The 18431-nt window shown below is 67.9% G+C and carries 16 protein-coding genes; 4 read left to right on the plus strand and 12 right to left on the minus strand.

Translation table 11 applies throughout. The features are described 5' to 3' along the window. Positions 1-16 precede the first annotated feature (16 nt). On the plus strand, positions 17-613 hold the full coding sequence (locus C1933_RS15650) for an O-acetyl-ADP-ribose deacetylase (RefSeq protein ID WP_108753992.1): 597 nt from the start codon (positions 17-19) through the stop codon (positions 611-613). 6 nt (positions 614-619) lie between these two features. Here the strand turns inward: C1933_RS15650 and C1933_RS15655 are convergent, their stop codons facing one another. The 8 genes from C1933_RS15655 to gap all read right to left on the minus strand — a co-directional run bounded on the left by C1933_RS15655 (position 620) and on the right by gap (position 12302). Then, positions 620-1660, minus strand: a complete 1041-nt coding sequence (locus tag C1933_RS15655) for an ABC transporter substrate-binding protein (RefSeq protein WP_108753993.1) — start codon at positions 1658-1660, stop codon at positions 620-622. Between the two features lie 124 nt (positions 1661-1784). Next, the gene (locus tag C1933_RS15660; RefSeq protein WP_108753994.1) at positions 1785-2789 is read right to left on the minus strand and encodes a class I fructose-bisphosphate aldolase; all 1005 of its coding nucleotides are present in this window, start codon (positions 2787-2789) and stop codon (positions 1785-1787) included. A gap of 203 nt (positions 2790-2992) precedes the next feature. Then, entirely contained in the window at positions 2993-4459 is a 1467-nt protein-coding gene (gene pyk / locus C1933_RS15665) for a pyruvate kinase (protein WP_108753995.1), read from the minus strand. Between the two features lie 212 nt (positions 4460-4671). Then, positions 4672-5340: an HAD hydrolase-like protein gene (locus C1933_RS15670; protein WP_108753996.1), complete on the minus strand. Its 669-nt coding sequence runs from the start codon at positions 5338-5340 to the stop codon at positions 4672-4674. Next, positions 5340-6515 (minus strand): phosphoglycerate kinase, encoded by a 1176-nt coding sequence (locus tag C1933_RS15675; protein WP_108753997.1) that lies wholly within the window; start codon positions 6513-6515, stop codon positions 5340-5342. Before C1933_RS15675 ends, C1933_RS15670 begins: the two co-directional genes overlap by 1 nt. Before the next feature lie 632 nt (positions 6516-7147). Continuing rightward, positions 7148-8524 (minus strand): DUF3999 domain-containing protein, encoded by a 1377-nt coding sequence (locus C1933_RS15680; protein ID WP_108753998.1) that lies wholly within the window; start codon positions 8522-8524, stop codon positions 7148-7150. Next, the gene (locus C1933_RS15685) at positions 8521-11169 is read right to left on the minus strand and encodes a DUF2339 domain-containing protein (protein WP_108753999.1); all 2649 of its coding nucleotides are present in this window, start codon (positions 11167-11169) and stop codon (positions 8521-8523) included. Before C1933_RS15685 ends, C1933_RS15680 begins: the two co-directional genes overlap by 4 nt. A 128-nt stretch (positions 11170-11297) precedes the next feature. Further along, the gene (gap, locus tag C1933_RS15690) at positions 11298-12302 is read right to left on the minus strand and encodes a type I glyceraldehyde-3-phosphate dehydrogenase (RefSeq protein ID WP_019660012.1); all 1005 of its coding nucleotides are present in this window, start codon (positions 12300-12302) and stop codon (positions 11298-11300) included. A gap of 193 nt (positions 12303-12495) precedes the next feature. Between gap and C1933_RS15695 the strand changes: the two genes are divergently transcribed. Next, positions 12496-13125 (plus strand): OmpW family outer membrane protein, encoded by a 630-nt coding sequence (locus C1933_RS15695; protein WP_108754000.1) that lies wholly within the window; start codon positions 12496-12498, stop codon positions 13123-13125. 133 nt (positions 13126-13258) lie between these two features. Here the strand turns inward: C1933_RS15695 and C1933_RS15700 are convergent, their stop codons facing one another. Then, on the minus strand, positions 13259-14386 hold the full coding sequence (locus C1933_RS15700; protein WP_108754001.1) for a GGDEF domain-containing protein: 1128 nt from the start codon (positions 14384-14386) through the stop codon (positions 13259-13261). A 126-nt stretch (positions 14387-14512) separates the two neighbouring features. Between C1933_RS15700 and C1933_RS15705 the strand changes: the two genes are divergently transcribed. Then, positions 14513-15331: a S1/P1 nuclease gene (locus C1933_RS15705; protein WP_108754002.1), complete on the plus strand. Its 819-nt coding sequence runs from the start codon at positions 14513-14515 to the stop codon at positions 15329-15331. Positions 15332-15340: 9 nt separating this feature from the next. Further along, positions 15341-16141, plus strand: coding sequence for an MBL fold metallo-hydrolase (locus C1933_RS15710; RefSeq protein ID WP_108754003.1), 801 nt, complete (start codon positions 15341-15343; stop codon positions 16139-16141). Positions 16142-16198: 57 nt separating this feature from the next. On the opposite strand, the gene C1933_RS15715 is transcribed toward C1933_RS15710, so the two are convergent. From C1933_RS15715 to C1933_RS15725, 3 genes are read right to left on the minus strand one after another with little or no spacing between them, the layout of a single operon-like run. Beyond that, positions 16199-16762: a hypothetical protein gene (locus C1933_RS15715; RefSeq protein ID WP_108754004.1), complete on the minus strand. Its 564-nt coding sequence runs from the start codon at positions 16760-16762 to the stop codon at positions 16199-16201. Next, positions 16759-17973 (minus strand): TonB family protein, encoded by a 1215-nt coding sequence (locus tag C1933_RS15720; RefSeq protein WP_108754005.1) that lies wholly within the window; start codon positions 17971-17973, stop codon positions 16759-16761. The genes C1933_RS15715 and C1933_RS15720 overlap by 4 nt, the downstream gene beginning before the upstream one ends. Next, positions 17966-18331 (minus strand): BlaI/MecI/CopY family transcriptional regulator, encoded by a 366-nt coding sequence (locus tag C1933_RS15725; RefSeq protein ID WP_108754006.1) that lies wholly within the window; start codon positions 18329-18331, stop codon positions 17966-17968. The genes C1933_RS15720 and C1933_RS15725 overlap by 8 nt, the downstream gene beginning before the upstream one ends. Between the last annotated feature and the right edge of the window lie 100 nt (positions 18332-18431).

Genomic DNA, 18431 nt, shown 5'->3' on the forward strand with positions numbered 1-18431 from the left:
GGCAGGAGACGGACGCATGAAGATCGAAGTGTGGCAGGGCGACATCACGACCCTGGCGGTGGATGCGATCGTCAACGCGGCCAATGAATCGCTGCTGGGCGGCGGCGGCGTGGATGGTGCGATCCACCGCGCGGCAGGCCCGGGCCTGCTGCAGGAATGCGAACAGCTGCCGCAGCTGCGGCCCGGCGTGCGCTGCCCCACCGGCGAAGTGCGCGCCACCGCCGGCCATGCGCTGCCGGCCAAGCATGTGCTGCACACCGTGGGCCCGGTCTGGCACGACGGCCAGCGCGACGAACCGGCGCTGCTGGCCAACTGCTACTGGAAATCGCTGCAGATGGCCGAATCGCTGGGCGTGCAGTCCATTGCGTTTCCCGCCATCAGCTGCGGCGTGTACGGCTATCCGCTGTACCAGGCCGCGCAGGTGGCCGTGACTGAAACGCTGGCATGGCAGCGCAGCCACGCACAGCCGATGCGCATCGTGCTGGTGGCCTTCAACACCGCCACCGCCAAGGCCTACCAGCAGGCGCTGGCCGCCGCCGGCCAGGCGGTAGAGGCCGAGCGCATCCTGCCGCTGCCGCCGGTGGGTGATGCCGGCTTCGCGGCCGCGCACTGAGCGCGATCAGCGCACCTTGATTTCCACCAGGCCGCTGGTTTCGCTCAGGTTGCTCACGTCCACCGTGTAGTGGCCGGCCGGCAGGGTTTCCTGCAGGTGCGCGTCGGTTCCGTTGCCACCGTCGTCATCGCTGCGCTCGATCTCACCACCGACCAGGCGCAGCACGGTGTCGACCTGGCTGGACAGCGCATCCAGCTGCACCTCGGCCGGTTCGTCCAGGGTCAGCAGGAAACGTCGGCGGCCTTCGCCTTCCAGCAGCGTGTAGACGCTGCCGTTTCGAGGCAGCGTGGTGCCATCGGTATCGACCAGGTTGTCAGGCATGGCGCTGCGCTTGGCCTCCAGGCTGAACGCGCCTTGGTCGCCGTCGCCCAGCCCGCGCACGGTAAGCGTGTACTCGCCGGGCTGCAGCGGCAGGGTGATGCGCGAATCGGTGCCCTCGCCGCCATCATCGTTCTCGCTTTCCTGGCCGTTGCCCTTCAGCGACAACAGCGTATCGAAGGCGTCCGAACGCAGCTGGATCTCGTACAGGCCGGGGCTGTCCACCTTCAGCGTGTAGTCCTGTGTTTCGTCCAGCAGCAGATCGTCGATGCGGCCGGCGCCGACGATCGGCGTGCCGTCATAGGGCTGCAGTGTTTCGGCGCGCAGCCGGAACGGCCCGAACGCATCGGGACCTTCGGCGTTCACCGCCACCTGGTAGGTGCCGCTGCCGTCGGCGCGGAACGCCACGGAGACTTCGTCGCCACTTTCATAGCCGCTGCGGCTGCTGGCCACCAGGGTGCCGTTGTCGAACACGCTGATGGAGCCGTTCAGCGTGCCGGTCAGCTTGATGCCCACCCGCTGCTTGTCCTGCAGGGCCAGCGCGTAGACCTGGTAGTGGCTGCCATCGTTGTAGTTGAGTGCGCTGCGCGCGGTGATTTCACCGGACAGCGGCTTGTCCAGCGCCAGCGGCGGGGCCTTGCCGGCCTCCACACTGCTGCCGGGAAGACGGTTGCAACCGGCCACGGCCACGACGGTGGCAATGGCGATCACGATGGCGGCCTTGCGCATGTGCTGCTGCTCCTTTCCCTGGAAACCGGGCGCCGACACGGCACCCGCTGCAGCGCAACGATACCCGCAAATGAAGACGCCGGCACAGGGCCGGCGTCCATTACTGCTCAGGCGGTGGTGCGGCTCAGCCGTTCCACTTGCCCAGGGCGGCCAGGCCGTTGTCCTTGGCGCGCTCGTACACGGTCTTCTGTGCAGCGGCGTAGTTGCCCTTCATGTCCTTGGCCCAAAGCTTCAGCGCGGCCTGCTGCATGGCACGGCCGTAGGAGAAGCTGAGCGGCCACGGCAGGTTGCCCAGCTGGTTCATCGCGTTCAGGTGCTCGGTGGACTGCTCGTCGCTCTGGCCACCGGACAGGAACACCACGCCCGGCAGGATGGCCGGCACGGTGCTCTTCAGGCACATCACGGTCGATTCGGCCACTTCTTCCACGTCGGCCTGCTCATCGCAGCCCTTGCCCGAGATGACCATCGAGGCCTTCAGGATGGTGCCTTCCAGCAGCACGTTCTGCTGGTACAGCGCATCGAACAGCGAACGCAGGGTGGCTTCGGTCACTTCGTAGCAGGTTTCGATGTCATGGTCGCCGTCCATGATCACTTCCGGCTCGACCATCGGCACCAGGCCGCATTCCTGGCACAGGGCTGCGTAACGGGCCAGCGCGTGGGCGTTGGATTCGATGCAGGTGCCCGACGGGGTGTTGTCGCCGATGTTGATGACCGCGCGCCACTTGGCGAAGCGGGCACCCAGCTTGTAGTACTCCTGCAGGCGCTCGCGCAGGCCGTCCAGGCCTTCGGTGACCAGCTCGCCCGGGCAGCCGGCCAGCGGGTGCGCACCCTTGTCCACCTTGATGCCCGGAATCATGCCGTGGTCAGCCATGTACTTGGCGAACGGCACGCCGTCCTTGGTGGCCTGGCGGATGGTTTCGTCGTACAGGATGGCGCCGGAAATGTGCTCGTTGAGCTTCGGCGTGGTCAGCAGCAGCTCGCGGTAGGCGCGACGGTTTTCCTCGGTGTTCTCGATACCGACGCCGGCGAAACGCTTGGCGATGGTAGCGGTGGATTCGTCGATAGCGATGATGCCCTTGCCCGGGGCGACCATGGCCTGGGCGGTTTCGGCCAGCTGTTCGATGCTCATGTATTTCCTGTGGCGGGTGCGGGAAAAACGCAATTATAGCCCCGCCACCCGTTGCCCCGACGTGGAGGACAGGATGGAAACGATTCCAGATGTGCGCAGGACAATTTCTGTCCTGCGACCTCGGGGCAGAGCGGGGTCAGAGCCCCTGCGGGGATCTGACCCTGTGTGGCGTGACCCTGTGTGGCGTGGCCCGGCGGCTGCGCTTACAGGTCGCCCAGACCGCTGGCGCGGCCGTCTTCGCCCACTTCCAGCAGACGCAGGGTGTTGGTGGCACCCAGGGTTTCCATGTGCTCGCCACTGGTGAACACGACACGATCACCGGCCTGCAGCAGTTCCGATTCCACCAGCAGGCGGATGCTGCCACGCGCGGCTTCGCGCGGGGTCAGGCCGCGGCTGTCGAAGTTGATCGGGTAGACATCGCGCATCAGCGCCATCTGGCGGCGGGCGCCGTCGTGGCGGGTGACCGCGAACACCGGCGCCTTGGCGCGGAAACGCGACAGGTAACGGGCGGTGCCACCGGATTCGGTCATCGCCACGATGGCGCGCACGCCCACGTGCTGGGACAGGAACATGGTGGCCATGGCGATGGCCTGGTCGGCACGTTCCAGGTTGCGCGGCGAGGCATTGAAGTCGGTTTCGGTCTGGAACTGGCGTTCGGCACCCAGGCAGATGCGCGCCATGGCCTCCACAGCCTTCACCGGGTAGGCACCGGCGGCGGTTTCGGCCGACAGCATCACCGCATCGGTACCGTCGATGACCGAGTTGGCCACGTCCAGCACTTCGGCGCGGGTCGGAATGGGGCTTTCCACCATCGACTGCAGCATCTGCGTGGCGGTGATCACCACCTTGTTCTGCGCCAGCGAGGCCTTGATGATCTTCTTCTGCAGGCCCGGCAGTTCGGCATCGCCGATTTCCACGCCCAGGTCGCCACGGGCCACCATCACCACGTCGCTGGCCTCGACGATTTCTTCCAGGTTCTCAATGGCTTCGGTGCGCTCGATCTTCGACACCAGGGCAGCATCGCAGCCGTGCGAACGGGCGATGTCACGCGCGTCGTTCATGTCCTGCGCGTTGCGGCAGAACGAGACCGCGATGAAATCCACGCCGATCTTGGCAACGATGCCGATCAGTTCCTTGTCGCGCTCGGTCAGCGCGCCCAGCGACAGGCCGCCGCCCTGCTTGTTCAGGCCCTTGCGGTCGGACAGGGCGCCGTCGTTGAGCACGGTGTTGATGATGCGCTCGCCCTGCACTTCCACCACCTGCAGCTGCATCAGGCCGTCATCGAGCAGCAGCACGTCGCCGGGGCCCACGTCCTGCGGCAGGCCCAGGTAGCTCACGCCCACCTGGCTGGCATCGCCGGGGCCGGCGTTTTCATTGGCGATCAGGTCGAAACGGTCACCGGCCTTCAGGAAGACTTTGCCTTCGGCGAAACGCTCGATGCGGATCTTCGGGCCCGGCAGGTCGGCCAGGATGCCCACTTCCACGCCCACGCGGGCGGCAGCGGCACGCACGTCGGCGGCGCGCTTGGCCTGGCCGGACGGGTCACCGTGGCTGAAGTTGAGGCGCACCACGTTCACGCCGGCGCGGAACAGATCCTCCAGCACGCCCGGCGGGTCGGTCGCCGGACCGAGGGTGGCAAGGATCTTGGTGCGACGCTGACGCTCGAACATGGTGAATGGGCCTCTCCCGTGAAAGGGGGAAAATTAGCACATCCTTCACGCCCCATGTATACGGTTACACCCTTGTGGCGCCTGACTCTTCGGGACATGGAGCGGACATGCTCCGGACAGGCGACGGATGTAATCGGTTCCCGCGCTTGTACTCGCCCGGCCAGCGGGGTCAGAGTCCTCTCCCTTGGAGAGGGGTCCGACCCCTGGTTCGGTCAGGCCAGCAGGGTGAGCAGCTGCGCCGGTTCGCGGGCCAGATGTCCGGCGCCGGCCTCGGTCAGCTCGGCTTCGCCGCCGAATCCCCACAGCACGCCCACGTTGCGCACGCCATGGAAGCGCGCACCTTCGATATCCATGCGGCGGTCGCCGATCATCCAGCACTGCGCCGGGTCCAGCTGCAGCCGCTGCAGGGCCTCGCCCACCAGTTGCGGCTTGCTGCTGCGCGAGCCATCGGGGGTAGAGCCGATCACATCGTCGAACAGGTGGCCAAACGGCAGATGTTCGGCGATACGGCGGGCATGTACCTCGTTCTTGGCGGTCACCACGGCCAGGCGATGGCCCCGCGCATGCAGCGCACGCACGGTGTCTTCGATGTCCGGATAGACCGTATGCTCACGCCAGCCCTGCACATCGAAGCGCTCGCGGTACAGCGCCACCGCCTGCTCCACCCGCTGCGCGTCTCCGAACAGCGGGGTGAAGGTGGTGCGCAGCGATGGGCCGATCCACCCCAGCAGGGTTTCCTGCGGCGGAACCGGCTGGTCCATCTTCTGCAGCGCATAGGCAATACAGGTGGTGATGCCCACTTCCGAATCGATGAGCGTGCCATCCATGTCGAAGAAGAGCGTGGCACGCCCTTCCTCGATCTGTTGCGGCTGGACCGACATCAGTTGCCGCGCGCAGCCAGCGCGGCCACCGCCGGCAGGGTCTTGCCTTCCAGGAATTCCAGGAACGCACCGCCGCCGGTCGAGATGTAGCTGACATCACCGGCGATATCGAACTTGTCCACCGCCGCCAGGGTGTCACCGCCGCCGGCGATGGAGAACGCGTTGGAGCGGGCGATGGCGCGGGCCAGGGCTTCGGTGCCCTTGCTGAAGGCTTCGAACTCGAACACACCTACCGGGCCGTTCCAGACCACGGTGCCGGCCTGTTCGATCAGCTGCGCGTACTGCGCGGCCGTCTGCGGGCCGATGTCCAGGATCAGATCGTCTTCGGCCACGGCATCGACGGCCTTCACTTCCGCCGCGGCGTCGGGCAGGAACTGCTTGGCAGTGACCACGTCCACCGGCAGCGGAATGGCTGCGCCACGGGCCTGCGCGTCGGCCACGATCTTCCTGGCGGTATCCAGCAGGTCCGGTTCGTACAGCGACTTGCCGACCTTGTAGCCGGCCGCGGCGATGAAGGTGTTGGCGATGCCGCCGCCCACGATCAGCTGGTCCACCTTGTTGACCAGGTTGGCCAGCAGTTCCAGCTTGGTGCTGACCTTGCTGCCGGCCACGATGGCCAGCAGCGGCTTGGCCGGGGCATCCAGCGCCTTGGCCAGCGCGTCCAGTTCGGCCATCAGCAGCGGGCCGCCGGCGGCCACCGGGGCGAAGCGGATCACGCCGTGGGTGGAAGCCTGCGCGCGGTGCGCGGTACCGAAGGCATCCATCACGAACACGTCGCACAGGGCGGCGTACTGCTTCGACAGGGCTTCGTCATCCTTGCCTTCGCCGACGTTCATGCGGCAGTTTTCCAGCAGCACCAGCTGGCCCGGCTGCACGTCCACACCGTCCACCCAGTCGCGCACCAGCGGCACTTCACGGCCCAGCAGCTCGGACAGGCGCGCGGCAACCGGTGCCAGCGAATCGGCTTCGCTCCAGACGCCTTCCTTCGGGCGGCCCAGGTGCGAGGTGACCATCACTGCGGCGCCCTGTTCCAGCGCGCGCTTGAGCGTCGGCAGCGAGGCGGTGATGCGCTGTTCGGAGGTGATGCGGCCATTCTCGATCGGCACGTTCAGATCCTGGCGGATCAGCACGCGCTTGCCGGAGAGGTCGAGGTCGGTCATGCGGACGATGGACATGGGCAACTCTTTGGCTCAGGGACGGGATGCCGGTGTACGGCAGACGGGCATTGTATCGGCTGGTGGGGGGCCGATGCCTGCGGCAGGCAGAAGCGCACGGCAACTACAACTGCCAGAGCCAGAGCAAGAGCCGAAGCGATGGCGCTTCTTGGTGCTGTGGGTGGGCCGGGGTGGTGTGGGCTGGCAGGGGACGCCGTAAACCCTTCCATGGGGGCTTGGCTGCGGCATCCATGCCGCGGACACCCCTGCCAGCCCACACCGCCCCGGCCTCGACAGGTGCATGGCGGAGCGGACGGCAACGGCCGAAGCAAGAGCGGTCTGTGATGTCGGTTGGGAAGAAGGGGTCAGAGCCGCTTTCCTGCGGAAAACGGATCCGACCCCGCAGCGAGTGCGCGCAGCGCGCGACCCGCTGTTGCTCTTCTTTTTTCCTTTCCGTGGGTGGCCGCCCCCGGAAACTGTCAGAGGCCGGGCGGGGTGGGGCCGCGGGGGTATCCGCCGCATGGATGCGGCGGACAAGCCTCCAGGGATGGATTCACGGCGTCCCCCGCGGCCCCACCCCGCCCGGCCAAGCGCGGCTTCTGCTCTACGCGACCAACCGACCACCCACGAGGGGCTGCGCCGTTGGCAGGACACTACGCCGAAGGCGCGGGCTTCTGCTTCAGCAGGCTGATCGCCAGACCACCGACCACCAGCACGCCCAGCCCCAGCAACGCCCATAGCAACCATGCCTTCCAGTCGCGCTGCGGCTGCAGTGCCGCGTCACCGGCCAGCACTTCCGGGCTGCCTTCGAAACGCGCCAGCGTGGGCTGCCAGGCCGGGTCGTTACGCTGCCTTAGTTCTTCGATCAACACGGTGATCGGCGCTTCGGCACGACGCGCGGTGGCGCTGCCCACGGCCAGCGCATACGGCGCTGCACCCTGGCTAAGGAACACCATCACTTCAGGCTGGTAACCCAGGCGCAGCGTCGGCGTGCCGCCGGTCTGAGCGGGGTCAGCCACCAGCTTCCAGTAGCGATCGCGCCAGGTGCCCGCCAGCGGCTGCGAGGCCGACTGCTGGCGCTGACCCGCCGCGCCCTGCTGCAACTGATAGGCGATCCACGGCGCGCTGCGGCGCTGCCATTCGGCATCGGCATCGTCGCGGCTGTACAGGGTCCACTGCACCAGGCTGTTGCCGGTGCTGGCCACATCGGCGCGCGACACCGGGAAACGGCCATCCAGTTCAAAGGTGAATTCGCCCTTGCCCTGCGTGCGCGGCTGCAGCGGCACCCATTCCCAGGGCACGGTGGCCGGTGCCGGTGGCAGTTCGGCCAGCACGCTGCGCAGCGCCGGCAGTGCGGCACTGCCCTGCGGCAGGATGCGCAGGTAGCGGGTGGTGCCATCAATCTGCAGGCGACGCTGCAGCAGGCGCTTGCCGGCGCGCTGCAGGTCCACCAGGGGCACGTCACGGGCAACCGAACGCCAATGCTGCAGATCGTCGCTGGCATCGACCTGCACCTGCGCCTGCAGCGGCTGGCCGCTGTCGGCCCAGTCCAGCACCAGCGCCGCCAGCGGCTGCTGGCCCAGCACGCTGGCATCGACCAGCCAGCCGCCCTGCCCGCTCGCGGTCGCGCCAGCGCCCACGCGCGCTTCCACCCGACGCACGCGGCCATCGGTGTCGCGCTCGGTCAGCAGCTGCAGATCGTTGCGCTGTGCGTCGGCCAGCGGCGGCAGTACGAACCAGGGCAGTTCGCGCTGCACCGGCGCCTGCGCCAGCGGCTGGTCCGGCGCCAGCAGCGCCGACGGCAGTGCCTGGCCGGCGGCGTTGAACACCTGCAGGTCGGCCAGGTCGGCCGTTCCTGCACGGCGATAGATGGCCGGCTCCAGCACCACCCGGTACGCACCGGACTGCGCGCTGGACAGGCTCAACGGCCATTGTTCGGCGTAGTGCTGGCGGTAATCGGTTGCCTGTGCGGCAACGCTGCCGGTGACGGCCATCAGCAGCGGCAGGACCACCGCGCTCCAGGTTTTCATGCGTTTTTCTCCACGGTTGGCGCCGCCGGCGGGGCCGGTGCCAGATAGCCCACGACCGTGCACAGCAGGCCGTAGGCAATGAACGATGCGATGCCCAGCAGGTTGCCCAGGTGCTGGCGGTCGATCAGTACCAGCTTGGCCAGCACAACGCCCATCAGCACCGCGCCCACCATCCACAGCACGCGCTGGCCGCGCTTGGAGCCCCACACCCAGGCGATCACGCCCAGCACGCTCCACAGCACGGTCAGGCTGGTCTGGGCCAGGCTGGAACGGGCCATGCTGGCATTCCACGGCAGGCCGCCCCAATGATGCACGGCGTGCAGCACGGTGCTGGTAAGCGTGACGAAGCCGACCACGGCCAGCAGCGGCACCCGCAGCTTCCGCAGTTCGATCGGCCCTTCAGCGCTGTACAGCCAGTAAGCCCCCAGCAGCAGTGCCAGCCATTGGGTCAGCTCGGCCGGGTTCAGCACGGGCAGCCAGGCCAACGGCGCTGCATCGCCCGGCTGCAGCAGTGCGCCCAGCCAGGCCAGGGCCAGTGCTGCGAACAGCGTGGCCTGCAACGGCGCGCGTGCGGCCGCGAAGCGCTCGCCCAGCGGCCAGCTCACCGCGTTCCAGCGCCACAGCGACAGCGCCGCCAGCAGCAACCACGGCAGGGTGACCAGCAAGGTGGTCCAGCCCTGCGCCAGCGCGGCGGCATCGCCGCCCCACAGGGCCAGCAGCGACAACAGGCAGGGCCACAGCAGCAGCCACAGGAACTGCGCGATGCTGGCCACCCAGCCGTTGCTGCGGCGCAGGCACAGCAGGCTACGCACGCCCAGCACCGCAAACACCGCCCAGGCCAGCGCGCCGTAACCGGCGAACGGCTGGGCATGGGCATCGTTCTGCCACAGCGCCACCGGGAAGGCCAACGCCAGCATGCCCAGCGCGGTCAGCCCCAGCGCGCGCGCAGGACGACGGTGCTGCAGTTCGGCGGCCAGCCAGCCGGTCACCGCCACCAGCACCAGCAGCGCATCGGCCTGCGACAGCAGCGGCAGGAAGCGCGCGATGTCATGGGCAAACCCGCCGAACCACCACAACAGGCCCCACAGGTAATAAACCAGGGCTACGTCATGGCGGCTGCGCTGCTGGTAGCTCCATGCCGAGGCAAACCCGGCCAGTGCCAGCAGCAGCGCGCCAATGGCGGTGGGGTTCAGCAGGAAGCGGCCATCGGCGTGCCAGTAATCGGCGCCCACCACGAAGGCGAAGGCCGCGCCCAGCTGCAGCAGCGCGCCGGCCACCTGCGGCAGCCAACGCTGCTGGCGCAGGCCCAGCCAGGCCAGGCCCGCCCCTTCCAGCGCGAACACCGCGCCGGTGGCACGCGCCGACAGCGCCAGCGGCACCGCCAGCGTGGCAAAGCCCACCGCCAGCACCGCGTGCGACTGCGCCAGCACCGTGTACGACGCACGCGCCAGCAGCGCGCGGGCCAGCACCGCATAGATCGCCGCCAGGCCCAGCGCACACAGCGCCAGGGTCATCGGCTGGGTGTGCAGCATGCCGGCCTGCAGCGAGAACGCCACCAGCGGCGTGCCGAACACCAGGCTGCCATCGACCAGGTCACGCCGCGCCGCCGGCTGGCGCCGCGCGTACAGCAGCGGAATCAGCAGGTAAAAGGCGAAGAACAGCAGCAGGAAGGGTTCGGTACTGGCGAACTGCTCCGGCCGGTACTGCAGCACGCCCCAGAACGTGCCGATGCCGAAAGTGAAAGCGAAGCCAAGCAGGTTCAGCGCGCGCCAGGGGCGGAACCAGGCAATGGCGAAGATGCCGGCATTGAGCACCGCGTAGTAACTGAACAAGCCCACGTGGTTGCCGCTGCCGGTGGACAGCCACAGCGGCGCCATGAAGCCGGCCAGGATGCCCAGCACCGCCAACGTGCGCGAATTCTGCAGCACGGCCAGCACGCACAGCCCGGCCACCAGGGCGATGGAGCTGCCGAAGGCAAACCCTGCGTTGAGCAGTTCGTAGCGCTTGAATGCGGCGAACACGGTCAGCAGCAGTACGCCGATCGCCCCGCCCTGCAGCGCCAAGGCGAACATGCGCCGCCGTTCGCGCTGCTGCCAGCCAAAGCCCAGCAGGCCCAGCGCGGCCACGGTGATGCCGGCCAGGCGCAGTTCGATCGGCACCACCAGCCAGCCCTGGTCGCTGACGTACTTCAGCAGCGCGGCAACGCCGGCAAGCAGCACCAGCATGCCGATCTTCACCGGCACGTTGCCTTCGGTGAACCAGCGTTTGACGGCGGCGGCAGCGCGCTCGATGACGTTCGGCAGCGCAGGCTCGGCCGGCAGTGGCGGCAGCACGGGTTCAGGGGGCAGCGGCGGCGGCGGTGCGGGTCTGTGCGGCGGCAGCACGGGCGCCGGCTCGGGCGCGGCCGTGGCAGCGGCCACAGGCGCGGGCACCGGCTCGGTCAGATCGGCCGCGGGTGTATGCGGCGGCACGGCGACGGGGGCGGCCACCGGCGGGGCCGTAGGCGACATCGCGGGCGCCGCGGCCACGGCCTGTTCCAGTGCCGCCACGCGGCGGCGCAACCCGGCAATCATCACCAGGGCCACCACCAGCAGCAGCGGAACGGCCAGCAGGGCCAGTACCGCCAGAACAATCAAGGCTTCCATTGCGTGTCTTTCCTCCGCACCCGCGCCCCAACGGCAGCGGTCGACCCCGCCCATGCTACGGCATGCCCGGACCCCATAAACGACGAACCCCGGCCAGGCCGGGGTTCGTGCGGCGATCTGCGCAGGCCTTACTTGGCCGCGACGACCTTGGCCATTTCCAGGCACTTGTTGGAATAGCCCCACTCGTTGTCGTACCACGACACGAGCTTGACGAAGGTGCCGTCCAGGGCGATACCGGCATCGGCATCGAACACCGAGGTGTGGGTTTCACCGACGAAATCGGTGGCCACCACCTTGTCTTCGGTGTAGCCCAGGATGCCCTTCAGCGCGCCTTCGCTCTGTGCCTTCACTTCGGCGCAGATCTCGGCGTAGGTGGCTTCCTTTTCCAGCTCGACGGTCAGATCGACCACCGACACGTCCGAGGTCGGCACGCGGAAGCTCATGCCGGTCAGCTTCTTGTTCAGTTCCGGAATGACCACGCCCACGGCCTTGGCCGCACCGGTGGACGAGGGAATGATGTTTTCCAGGATGCCACGGCCGCCGCGCCAGTCCTTGTTGGACGGGCCGTCAACGGTCTTCTGGGTGGCGGTTGCCGCGTGCACGGTGGTCATCAGGCCACGCTTGATGCCCCACTTGTCGTTGATGACCTTGGCCAGCGGGGCCAGGCAGTTGGTGGTGCACGACGCGTTGGAAATGATGGCCTGGCCGGCGTAGGTCTTGTCGTTCACGCCGAACACGAACATCGGCGTGTCGTCCTTGGACGGGGCCGACATGATCACCTTCTTCGCGCCCGCATCGATGTGCTTCTGCGCGGTTTCCTTGGTCAGGAACAGGCCGGTGGCTTCCAGCACCACGTCGGCGCCGACTTCGTCCCACTTCAGGTTGGCCGGATCGCGTTCCTGGGTCAGGCGGATCTTCTTGCCGTTCACCAGCAGGTCGTTGCCCTGCACGGCCACGTCGGCCTTGAAGCGGCCGTGCACGGAGTCGTACTTGAGCATGTACGCCAGGTAGTCCGGCTCCAGCAGATCGTTGATGGCCACGATTTCGATGTCGTCGCCGAAGTTCAGCACCGCCGAGCGCAGGACGTTGCGACCGATGCGACCGAAACCGTTGATACCAACCTTGATTGCCATGTTCTCAAGCTCCTGCGGCCGCGACAGGTGCGGCGGGATGGATAGGGCCCACAAGTCTAGCAAACCGGGCCTGACCACCGTGGGCCAGACCCCCTGCTGGCAGGGGCCGCCGGGGGGATTTGATCCGGATCAAAGCGTTAGCGCGGCGTGAGGCCGACACTGGCCCCATCAACCCCGCAACGAGAACACCCCCATGCGCACGCATTCCCCCCTGATCCTGGCCAGCCTGGCCGCCGCCCTGTCACTGGCTGCCGCCCCGGCCATGGCCCAGTCCAAGGGCGACTGGACCGTTTCGGCCGGCGTCCACCAGGTCGCGCCGAAGTCCAACAACGGCTCGCTGGCCGGCGGCACCCTGAAGGTGGACGTGGACAATGATGTGAAGCCGACCATTACCGGCGAATACTTCATTGCCGACAACCTGGGCATTGAAGTGCTGGCCGCGCTGCCGTTCAAGCACGACATCAACATCAACGGCCTGGGCCGTGTGGGCAGCAGCAAGCAGCTGCCGCCGGTGGTCACCCTGCAGTACCACTTCAACAGCAAGGGCAAGGTGTCCCCGTTCGTGGGTGCCGGCCTGAACTACACCACCTTCTTCAGCGAAGACACCACCGGCGCGCTGGCCGGCAGCAACTTGAAGCTGGAAGACTCCTGGGGCCTGGCCGCGCATGCCGGCGTGGACTTCGCCATTGGCGAAAAGGGCGCCCTGCGCGTGGACATGCGCTGGATCGACATCGACAGCAAGGTGAAGCTGGACGGCGAGAAGATCGGCACGGTGAACATCGATCCGCTGGTGTACGGCGTGTCGTACGTCTTCAAGTTCTAAGGAATGTTCTGAGTGCGGGGGCTTCGCCCCCGCTCCCCCGTCTCAAGCAGCAACCCACCAAGCAAAGACGCTCGCAGCATGTTGCCCCGGTGTGTGTGCCGGGGCTTTTTTGATTGGGCGGGGCGGGTGGATTTCATTGGTCTGCGGCCACTTCCACCCGGTTGCGGCCGGCGGCCTTGGCGCGGTAGAGCGCCTGGTCGGCCCTGGCCAGCGCCTGTTCCAGGGTGTCGCCGCCGTCGTCATGCCAGCGCGCCACGCCAATGCTGACGCTGACCACTGGCGCCGCATCGGAATCGGCATGGGCGATCGCCAGCGCCTGCACCTGCTGGCGCAGCTGTTCGAACGGTGCCGACTGCGGCTGGCCCGGCTGCCAATGGCCCAGCGCCACGAACTCTTCGCCGCCATAGCGCGCCACTACCGAATCCACGTCGCGCAACTGCGCCGACAACGCTGCGGCCACGGCATGCAGCACGGTGTCGCCGGCGGGGTGGCCGTGGTGGTCGTTGTAGCGCTTGAAGTAATCGATATCGATCATCGCGATGCGCAGCGCACCGCGCGGGTGTGGCGTGCGCAGGTAGTGCTGGAAGATCTGCCGGGCACGGCGGTCGAAGGCGCGGCGGTTCAGCAGGCCGGTCAGGCCATCGTGGTTGGCCAGCGCGTCCAGCCGCTGTTCGGCAATGAAGGTGGCGCGTGCCTGGCGTTCGGAGATGTAACAGCCCACCATGCCCGCCACGTGGGTGGCCAGTACGAACATCAACGCCTCGGCCAGGGCCGGCCCGGCCGGCAGCACGTTCACTTCGGCCAGCACGAAGGCGGCGCTGATGACCGTGCCGTTGAAGGTGGCCACCTTGAAGCGCAACCCGCACAGGAAATAGTTGAACAGCAGGAACAGGCTGACCCCTTCGTAGGGGTAGCCACTTTCGGCGTGGTGCGCGGTCCACACCATGGCCACCAGGGCCAGCCCGCTGCACAGCACCATGGCCCCGCCGATGTACTGCAGGTAGCGGCGCCACGCCGGCAGATAGGTCATCACCACGCCCACCAGCAGCGCCGGCAGCAGCACGCCCAGGCGCCAGCGCAGCACCACGGCGCCGATGTCGGGCGGCAACCATTGTCGGTCCAGCGCGATGAACAGCAGCGAGAAGCAGGCCGCCACGGCGCAGGCCCAGCGCATGCGCCACAGCACCTGTGCGTCGAAGGCAACGGCAAATCCGGATTCGTCGATCGGTACTGCGGTAACGCGCCTGTCGGTGCTGGTCATCGCCGTCCCCATGCGTGGCCGCGCCAGCCTAGCGGCAAGCAGATCAACGCGGCGTCGGCAGCGGGCCGCCGGCGACGCGCCGCGTTGCGTCAATTCCCTGCCCGGCGGCGCCGCTAGAATGGGCGGATGAAAGCCCTGCACTCCCTGTTCCTCGCCGCCGCGCTCGCCCCGGCCCTGCTGACCCTGTCCGCGCCCGCCCATGCCTGGGGCGCACAAGGCCACCGCCTGGTGGCCGAGGTGGCCGAAACCCGCCTGAACCCCACGGCCCGTGCCGAAGTGGACCGCCTGCTGGCCACCGAACCGGGCGCCACCCTGGCCAGCATCGCGCCCTGGGCCGACCAGCTGCGCGCCAAGGATCCCGGCCTGGGCCGCCGCTCGGCCGGCTGGCACTACGTCAACATCGCCGAAGACGGCTGCCATTACGAAGCCCCCAAGCACTGCAAAAACGGCAACTGCATCGTGGAAGCCCTGAAGGCGCAGAGCACGATCCTGGGCGACCGCCAACTGACCGATGGCGAGCGCCTGCAGGCGCTGAAGTTCGTGGTGCACCTGGTGGGTGACGTGCACCAGCCGATGCACGCCGGCTACGGCCACGACAAGGGCGGCAACGATTTCCAGCTGCAGTTCGGTAACCGCGGTACCAACCTGCATTCGCTGTGGGACAGCGGTATGCTCAACACCCGCAAGCTGGATGACAGCGGCTACCTGCCGGTGCTGCGCGCACTGCCGGCGCCGAAGCTGGCACGCCAGTCCAACCCGCAGCAGGATCCGCAGCGCTGGGCCGAAGCCAGCTGCCGCATTTCGGTGCAACCCGGCGTTTACCCCGCTTCGCGCAAGATCGGCGATGAATACACCGCGCGCTATCGCCCGGTGGCCGAGGCGCAGCTGCGGCTGGCCGGTGAAAACCTGGCCCAGCTGCTGAACCGCGTGCTGGGCACACGCTGAGGAGGTTCCATGTCGGTCCAGGTCCAATCCTTCTTCCACCGCGACAGCAATACCTTCAGCTATCTGGTCAGTGATCCGGCCAGTGGCGAGGCGGCGTTGATCGATCCGGTCCTGGATTACGACCCGGACACCGACGCCAGCAGCGACGCGCCCGTGCGCCCGCTGCTGCAGGCCATCGAACAGCAGGGCCTGCAGCTGCGCTGGCTGCTGGAAACCCACGCCCACGCCGACCACGTGTCGGCCGGGCGCCGGTTGAAGGCGCGGTTCCCGCAGGCCACGCTGGCCATTGGCGAGGGCATCCGCGCGGTGCAGGCCACCTTCGCGCCGCGCTACGGCCTGGACCTGCCAGCGCAGCACGCGCACTTCGACCATCTGTTCAGCGATGGCGAAACCTTCGCGCTGGGCACGCTGCAGGGCCGCATCATCGCGGTGCCGGGCCACACCAGCGACAGCATCGCCTACCTGATCGACGATGCACTGTTCACCGGCGACTCGCTGTTCATGCCCGATGGCGGCACCGCCCGCTGTGATTTCCCGGGCGGTGACGCGGCGCAGCTGTACCGCTCCATCCAGCGCCTGCTGGCGCTGCCCGATGCCACCCGCGTGTTCGTCTGCCACGACTACGGCCCGGGTGGCCGTGCGATTGCCAATGAAACCAGCATCGGCGCGCAGCGTGCGCACAACATCCACGTGCACGACGGCGTGGACGAAGCGGCGTTTGTCAGCGTGCGGCAGGCACGCGATGCCTCCCTGGCCGAACCGAAGCTGATGCAGCCGGCGGTGAAGGCCAATATCCAGGGCGGGGCCTGAGAGCGGCGGCGAGGACACGCCGGGCATGGCCCGGCGCTACCGTGTTCCTGTCAGGCGCTAGCGGCCCTGGGTGCGCACCACGTGCTGGCCTTTCACGATTTCGAAGGTGAAGGCGTACTGCAGGGTGACCGCCACCGGTTCGATGCTGTCGGCGCCCTTGCAGTCACTGCGGTCTTTCGGCACGTTGCCCGCTGCAAAATGACAGACCGCCGCCGGGGAATACTTCCACTGCGCGACCGCATCCTGCGCGGCCTTCAGCAGCGGGCCATTCTCCGTCGCTGCACCCGCGCTGCATTCCTTCCGGTCGGTCAGCGGCATGCTGCGTTCAACCCCGCCCTGCGCGTCCACCACCACCTGCAGGCAGACCGTGGTGGGCGGCAACGCGGTGCGTGGGTCGCGCTCGCCCACCACCGGGTCCGGTGCCGCATACAGCTGCGGCATCCGGTAGCCCTCGCTGGCAGCCAGCGTGTATGGCTGGACCTGCCCCGCACCACCGGCCGCATTGGGCTGCAGGCGCTGGTGGCCGACGCTCTCGTTGCGCGTATCGACCGTGGTCAGGCGTTCATGGCTGGCGCACCCGGCCAGCAGCGCCGCCAACAGCCACAGCGGCAGGCCTCTCACTTCCGGCCACCGTCGGCCTCATCGTCATCCATGGCGAAGGTGATCGGCACCTTCACCGCGGCCGCCACGGGCACGCCGCCCTTCAGTGCCGGACGGTAGGTCCAGCTGCGCGCGGCAGCCTTGGACACTTCGTCGAACACGCCCGGATTGGTGGCGCTGAGGATCCGCACATCGGTCAGCTGGCCCTGTGCATCCACCTCCAGGCGCAGCGTGACCACGCCGGTCTGGCCTTTTTCAAACGCCGAGCGCGGATAGCTGGGCGGGGGCATCTTGTCGATCTGGATATCGCGATTGCCCGCGCCCGCTGACGCAACGCGCTCTACACCACCGGCCCCCTGGCTGGCCCACGCCAACGCCGCCCCACCCATGCACAGACCCACCAGCAACAGCTGGCCCGACAATTTCGGCAATGCCTTCCGTTTCGACTGCTTCAACATGGCGATACGCTCCTTCAACACGGGTTGGCTGCGCCAATGGCAGGCCATCGGCGCAACCGGGTGGACCAGCTGCGCCTTCAGCAGCGTGCTGGCGTAGAGACGGCGCTGCGAGGGCTGCGCGGCAACGGTGCGTGCATCGCAGGCCAGTTCCTGGTCGCGCAGGAAACGGCGCGCGGCCCAGGACAGCAACGGGTGGAACCAGAACACCGTGCGCGCCAGCAGCAGGCCGCCATTGGCCCAGTGATCGCCGTTGCGGCGATGGCTGCGTTCGTGCAGCAGGATCAGGGCCTGCTCATGGGCATCGAACTGTTGGTCGAAGTGCGGGCCGACCACGATGCGCGGCCGCCACAGCCCCACCAGCGCGGGCAGGCCGGGGTCGGCGCTGGCCTGCCAGCTGCCATCGGCACGCGCCTGCAGGGGGCCCAGCGCCTGCTCGAAACGGCGTTGCGCACGTAGCGCGCGCAGCAGCTGCAGGCCGGCACCCAGCGCCCAGGCCACGGCCAGCAGCCACAGCCACAGCGGCAACTGCGCGGCAGGCCCTTCCAAGGTGCCCGGCACCACCTTGAATGGCAGCGTGGGCACGTGCTGCAGCACTGGCAAGGCCGGCACGGGCAGCAGCAGGGCCAGCAACAGCAGCGGCAGCAACCACCAGCTGCGATAGGCCAGTTCCGCACCACCCAGCGCTACCAGCACGGGCCGCGCGGCCGCCAGCAGCAGCACGCCCAACGCCAGCCCCAGGCTGGCCTGCCACAGTCCATCGAGCAGCTCATTCATCGTCCATCTCCTGGATCAGCTTCTTCAGTTCGGCAATGTCCTGTGCCGTCAGCCGCCCGCGCTCGCTGAAGTGGGCGACCAGCGGCGCCACCCGGCCATCGAACACGCGGCCGATGAAATCCTGGCTCTGCATGTCCACCCACGCCTGGCGTTGCAGCAGCGGCAGGTAGAGGTAGCGACGGCCGTCGCGTTCGGCGGCAATGGCGCCCTTGGTCAGCAGGCGGTTGAGCAGGGTCTTGATGGTCGGCTCGGCCCAGTCGCGGTGGGCCAGCGCGGCGACCACATCGTCTGCGCTGCGCGGCGACTGCTGCCACAGCACTTCCATCACGATGGCTTCGGCTTCACTGATCGGGCTCATTGTTTACATCCGTAATCGACAATTCGATTACGCGCGTAATCGAGCGTGCTGTCAAGCCCCTCGACATGCGGTTCATCTGCCACGGACCAGCATCGAAGCC

The organism is Stenotrophomonas sp. ZAC14D2_NAIMI4_6 (assembly GCF_003086875.1).
GTDB lineage: Bacteria > Pseudomonadota > Gammaproteobacteria > Xanthomonadales > Xanthomonadaceae > Stenotrophomonas.